The organism is Levilactobacillus fujinensis, assembly GCF_003946335.1.
Taxonomy (GTDB): Bacteria; Bacillota; Bacilli; order Lactobacillales; family Lactobacillaceae; genus Levilactobacillus; species Levilactobacillus fujinensis.
Genome location: NZ_RHNX01000076.1, coordinates 1 through 3240, shown reverse-complemented (window position 1 = coordinate 3240; position 3240 = coordinate 1). Strand labels below are relative to the sequence as shown.

The 3240-nt window shown below is 37.4% G+C and carries 4 protein-coding genes; 2 read left to right on the top strand and 2 right to left on the bottom strand.

What is annotated here, in order from left to right:
* The first annotated feature begins 281 nt into the window (after positions 1–281).
* Positions 282–986: a GH25 family lysozyme gene (locus EKM89_RS14390; protein WP_191988777.1), complete on the top strand. Its 705-nt coding sequence runs from the start codon at positions 282–284 to the stop codon at positions 984–986.
* Positions 986–1243: a hypothetical protein gene (locus tag EKM89_RS13610; RefSeq protein WP_056943488.1), complete on the top strand. Its 258-nt coding sequence runs from the start codon at positions 986–988 to the stop codon at positions 1241–1243. Before EKM89_RS14390 ends, EKM89_RS13610 begins: the two co-directional genes overlap by 1 nt.
* Before the next feature lie 375 nt (positions 1244–1618).
* Here EKM89_RS13610 and EKM89_RS13605 read toward each other — a convergent pair whose 3' ends face one another.
* Entirely contained in the window at positions 1619–1975 is a 357-nt protein-coding gene (locus EKM89_RS13605; protein ID WP_024855823.1) for a hypothetical protein, read from the bottom strand.
* A 3-nt stretch (positions 1976–1978) separates the two neighbouring features.
* Positions 1979–2791 (bottom strand): ParA family protein, encoded by an 813-nt coding sequence (locus tag EKM89_RS13600; protein ID WP_024855822.1) that lies wholly within the window; start codon positions 2789–2791, stop codon positions 1979–1981.
* Positions 2792–3240 lie beyond the last annotated feature (449 nt).

The window sequence follows — 3240 nt, the reverse complement described above, 5'->3', positions numbered from 1 at the left end:
AATTTATCATCGAGGCAGATTAAGTAAGACTGAAAAATGAGTATGCAGTAGTTTAAGTGCAACAACTAAGTTAGAAAAATTATATTTAGTTTTAATTAATGGTCTGATCTCAGTACTTTACTGAGATCAGACCATTTTTATTCGGGTCTAGAATTTTTGATGTTGGAAAGTATTTCCATTCCAAAAGTACTAGGCCCTTTTTGATAACAAAAAAAGGCATCTAAGCCTCCCTAGTGCTATGCTTTAAGCGACGAAACTCAAGATAAGCGGGGTAGGAATAGATGTCTCAACTAGCTAATACACTTAAATTACTGGGAATTACAGACACAAACATTCAGGTGTTCGGTACTCGTGATGAATTTCATGGTCGGGGAACGGCTGAAGCTCAATACTTTCTATCATGGGTTAAGAAGATGGGATTAGATAAGTCCACGGTATTAGCCGTTGATGTAGAAGCGCCGGGATTAACCTGGGCAACTACTGGCCAAGTTAACGTGTTCCTGAAATACCTGATTAGTCACGGGTATAAGAATGTGATTACGTACGGCTCAGGTAGCTGGTTCAATGCTGGCCGGATTAATCGGTCCCAGTTAGTAGATAAGGCAATCTGGGTGGCGGCTTATGGTGTCAGTCAACCGGGGGTAGCTAATGCCAACGCTTGGCAATACACTGATAACTTCCACGGGGTAGATTGCAGTTATGATTTCGATGGTAAGCTGTCTGGTAAGGTTACCAAGGTAACCCCTAAGAAAGCCTCATACTGGGCTGATAATGGCTTGTATGAAGTGATTACCAGTGAGGTTAACGTGTATGGTAAGCCAGCCCTAGACAAGGCTAATAAGCGCCGTATTCACTTCTCAAAGGGAAGCACAATCTATGGTAAGGCTGTTAAATATGGCAAGGTGTACCGGATTAAGACTGATGTTGGTTACATCTCTGCTAATAAGGACTACGTGAAGCTGGTCAGAAAGTCGGGTGGTAAGTAATGACCTTTGATCGTTGGATTGAATTAATCACGTTAGCTTTGGCTGTAGTCGCGGGTATCTATGCAGCTTTGATGGTTGTCATGAAGCCCTTCACAGATCGGCTGCAAGACATTGCTCAAAGTATGAAGGATAGCAGCCAGCGAATTGAACGGCTGTTTAATTCGCAAAATACGCTGCGTGAAGATTTAATCACTAGCAGAAGCGAGCATAAAGTTATCAACGAACGCTTAGACAATGTTGAAGATGATGTACGTTAACTGAAAAGTAAATAGTGCTAGAATTAATTTAATCCTTCAAAGTTGACACAACCAAAAAGCCACTCATCTCATCACGAGGTGGGTGGCTTTTTTGAGTAAGTTAAGTGACAGCATTGATTGATTGTCATATGATTGTGTATGTCCTAAATGGACACAAGCAATGCTCCTAAGCAAAGCCTGTATGTACTGATTTCAGAAAAGCCCTCTATTATGCGGAATAGAGGGCTTTTTTGTGTGCATTCTGCTTCATTTAAACGGACAAGTATACGTCTAAAAGCTGAACGTGTTGTCTGAGGGCGTGGTGTTATTCGTTAATTTGGCAGTTATACAAGATGTCCATTCTATAGAACTATAGATCTATAGATCTATAGATATTTAAAAATCGCGCATATTTTGTTGAACAGCTCTAACACTATCTATTACCAATTTTTTGCTTTGGCTTGGCATATTCTGAACATAGCTTTCAACGATTTCGTTGAGAACCTCATAGTTTCGCTTATTTTCAATGGTAGCTATTTGCTTTATGGCCATATGAGTGTCTAATTGTGCCTGGACAGACTTGGGAGTATCTTTTGCTGTCAATCTACGTTTTGGCTTAATTAGTACTTGGTCATTTGGCATGCTTCTGTGTTGTTCTTCAAATTTTTGTGGCTCAATTTTCTGGGGGCGTGTGGTTTTATTCTTTCTAGTTTCTCCAAAAGCACCTAATCCCATTTTATCGTTAGCAGTCATTTTTTAACCTCTAATCAATTTTAAACGTTCTAATAATTCATCTACAACCAAATCATAAAGATGGTGAACCCTTCTGTCGTTTATGTCATGGCTAGCATTATTTGTTATACCAGTGCGATCAAATCGTTTTAATCTAGCCATCTGACGCACCTTTTGTTTAAACATGTTTGCATTGCCGAAGCTTGTAGTTGCATCTTCGATAACGTCTAAATCTAAATCATTTCCGTTTTGTTGTAAGACAGGTAAAACGCCTAACAAATCAATGTCGAGAGAGTAATCGTCTTTGATTTGCAATAAGTGCTTAACGTATGTTTCTGCCCCTCGCAATGAGCGCTCTTGGGTTTGCAAAATAACAATAACGTAATCACTTGCAACCAAAGCGGAATCAGTAAATTTGTTTAATTGTGGGGGAACGTCTAATATTACAAAATCATATTTACTTGAAATTTTTGATAATAGTTTAGAGAAATAATGATCTTGTGTGTAGTCATCAGGAAACGAAGAACTCAGAAATTTATCATAGTTCTGTAAATCATCATCCGAAGGAAGTAAATCTAAGTTATCATTTACATGAACAATTGCATTTTCTAAACTACCTTTTTTTAAAGCAACTTCAAGCGTTTCGCTAAAATCAGGTTTAGTTCCATATACTTGGCTCATTGTTGTAAACAGCAAGTCTGTAGCATTAGCTTGTGGATCAAGATCTACTATTAAGGATTTTTTCCCTCTATTGGATAAGGTGTAAGCAATCATAACAGCATTAGTTGTTTTTCCAACTCCACCTTTAAAATTCCCGGTTGTAATAGTTGTGGTCAACATAGACACATCCTTTTGGGAAAAATTATAGCACAAAAAAATAAAATTCTATAGAACATTTTCTTCAAATCTATAGAACTATAGAAATTAATATCTATAGAACTATAGATCTATAGTTCTATAGATCTAATAAATAGCGAATATTGCCGACATAGCAGCTCTATAGAACTATAGATTTATAGAACTATAGAAATGAACATCTATAGATTTATAGAACTATAGATTTATAGAATTATAGATTACATGGTTCTATAGAACTATGTAAAAAGCGCCTTTACTTATTCTTGCTATTAAGATATTATTTAGTCATAAAATAGAACATAAAAAACACCCACCGACTGGCATCGGTGAGCGCCACATAAAAGTCATCTAGTTTAATGACTATTATATCATGGCCGGTGCGATTTTTAAAGCCCTAGGGGACAAGCTGGGGTCTAAATCCAAGGGGA